The 2,354-nt window shown below is 47.7% G+C and carries 2 protein-coding genes; both read right to left on the reverse strand.

The window, feature by feature from the left end; all coding sequences use genetic code 11:
- Window positions 1-96: 96 nt before the first annotated feature.
- On the reverse strand, window positions 97-906 hold the full coding sequence (locus JCM17207_RS07870) for an ATP-binding protein (RefSeq protein ID WP_238317060.1): 810 nt from the start codon (window positions 904-906) through the stop codon (window positions 97-99).
- Window positions 903-2,222: an IS21 family transposase gene (istA, locus tag JCM17207_RS07875; RefSeq protein ID WP_238317061.1), complete on the reverse strand. Its 1,320-nt coding sequence runs from the start codon at window positions 2,220-2,222 to the stop codon at window positions 903-905. Before istA ends, JCM17207_RS07870 begins: the two co-directional genes overlap by 4 nt.
- Between the last annotated feature and the right edge of the window lie 132 nt (window positions 2,223-2,354).

The following is a 2,354-nucleotide window of genomic DNA, read 5'->3' on the forward strand; positions in this document are numbered from 1 at the left end:
TGTTAGAGTTCAGCTGAAAAAACCATTTGGGGCTCAGCGGAAATAACCAAACGTAGATCAAGTAAAAAGACCAAACAACCCAGATTTCCAATCAGGTTATTCTTTCGTTGCTATTGGCTCAATTGCAGATACCTTTCCTGTTTGCAAAGAAACTGTTTCCAGCTTCTTGCCTCGGAAGCTTTCTCCACGCAGCTTAAATACAGTAGCATCGTCAAAGATGCGGTCTAGTGTACACAGCAGAGTGGCATCTTCCTCGAAATCCTCACGCCAAAGAGCCGGGTTCTTGTTGCTGGTGAAGATCATATTAAAACTGCCTTCTTTGTTGTAACGCCGGTCAATCAGGTCAAAGAACAGTCTGGTATTCTCCTTGTCAAAAGCACAGTGGCCAATCTCGTCAATAATCAGGCAAGAGGGACGCACAAGACCATTGAGACAGGAATCTGTCTTTCCGGAACGTCTGGCTGCTGTAAATCGGTCCCGGAGTTCAGATGCCTTAATGAAATAGGTTTTTAACCCGTGCTGGCAGCAGGCGTAGCCGAAAGCCTGAGCCAGATGCGTTTTACCTGTGCCTGCTGGCCCAATAAAGGCCAGGTTACGGTGAGAGTAGATAGCGTTCAAAGAGGCCAGAACCTTCAGACGTTCCACATCTTTCCCCTTGAGCAGCGAGAAATCAAAGTTCTCAAATGTCTTGGGTGCCTTTGTGGGAAGACGGCTCATTTTCAGCAAAGTCTGAATCGTGGTCTGCTGCTTCTTTTCGCTGAGATAGGAGAGAAGCTTCTGCACAGCCTCCATTCCCGCTTCCGAGAGTTCTTGGTCTTCTGCAAACAGCGCAAACTCCTCGGTAGAAAGATCCAGCTTTAAAACAGAAGCAGCAGCCGCCACCTGCTCAAAAATTGTTTCCTTCATATCTGGTCCTCCTTGTCAAAATCGAATTTGGCAAAGAAGAGATCCTGTGAGGGTTTGGGAAACTGCAAAATCTGTGTTTGCACCGGCGCTGTGGGAAATTCCTCGGGTTGTTCCAAGGTTTCGTACTGGCCTTTACAAAGGCTGTCGGTTTGGCTCCAGGTAACGGCGTGTGTCGCCAGCAGAACTTTCAAGTCAGCAGAATAGATACGCAGCAAATCGCCACTGCGCTCCACTCTTGCCGTTGCACCCGGATAGCTGTACGGTACGCCAAAGCGTCTGCCTTCGTAATTTACAAAGCCGTCAAAGGAGATCTTTCTTTCCGGACAGAGGTAGAATCGTACAGCCTCTATTTCCGGAACCATGCGCAGCTGCTCTCCGCATACAGTTTCGTGAAGCTTTTGGGGCACACCACCCACTGTGCGGCGGTAAGTTCCGTTTTGTTTGTTACACCACTCCAGAGCCTGCCAATTCAGATCCGTAAGATCACAAAATACCCGGTCGGCCAGGAAGTTGTCCTTTATAAAGCGAACCAGCCGTTCCACTTTGCCCTTGGTAAAAGGGTGCCGTGGTTTACAGAGCTTTGTCTCAAAGCCAAGGACTTGCATAAAGGATTCGTAGTCTTTCTGCCAAACTGGATGCCCCTCCAGATCCCGGTGCAGCACGACACTCTTCATGTTGTCAGTTAACACAAAGCGAGGAATTCCCATATATTGAAAAGCATGGACCATCCCAATAAACAGGTTTTCCTGCCGTGCGTTGGGGAAAAACTCAATATATTGCTGACCACAATGGTGGCAGATCATGGCAAAGCAGGCAACACGGTAGGTTTTCCCGTCATAGTCCAGAACATCTGTGAATCCCCAGTCCATCTGGTAAGTTTCACCGGGTTCTGTAGTGTACCGGCGACCACGGCTTCCCTGGGGCGCAACCAGCTGGCGTTTAGCTGGAATGAGATGTTTGTGAGCGGCGATATACCGTTTCACTGTGCTTCGACTACCGGTAAAACCCATTGTTTGAAGCCGCTCCAAGCAAATAGTTGAATTACTAACCCCACTTTTTAGCAAAGCATCCAGAACAGAACTGTATCCGTCTAAGATATGTTCTTTTTTCTGTCCGTTCAGGCCGTGTGCTTTTTCGCAAAAGCCATTTGTTTTCAAACGGCGCAGTTTGGCTCTGGAAAGTCCTGTCCGACGGCCAAGTTCCGCAAGGTTAATCTCATCCAGACTTGAAAATTGACCGTGGATTTCTTCCATTTCTGCGATAGCTTGTGCTATAATGGGCAAGAAGCCATTACGCTGTATTCCTTTCATCTTCATCCTTTCTACTGGGTTGTTTGGTCACTGTTCAGTATAAAGGATTTGAAAGGTTTTGGGTAATGGCTTTTTCTTTTGACCCGGATTTGGTGATTTCTATTGAGCCCCAAATGGTTTTTTCAGCTGAACGCTAAC

The organism is Faecalibacterium gallinarum (genome assembly GCF_022180365.1).
Lineage (GTDB): Bacteria > Bacillota > Clostridia > Oscillospirales > Ruminococcaceae > Faecalibacterium > Faecalibacterium gallinarum.

Coding starts and splice junctions, on each gene's coding strand:
- JCM17207_RS07870 (WP_238317060.1), bottom strand. CDS start 906: ATGAAGGAAACAATTTTTGAGCAGGTGGCGGCTGCTGCTTCTGTTTTA.
- istA (WP_238317061.1), bottom strand. CDS start 2,222: ATGAAGATGAAAGGAATACAGCGTAATGGCTTCTTGCCCATTATAGCA.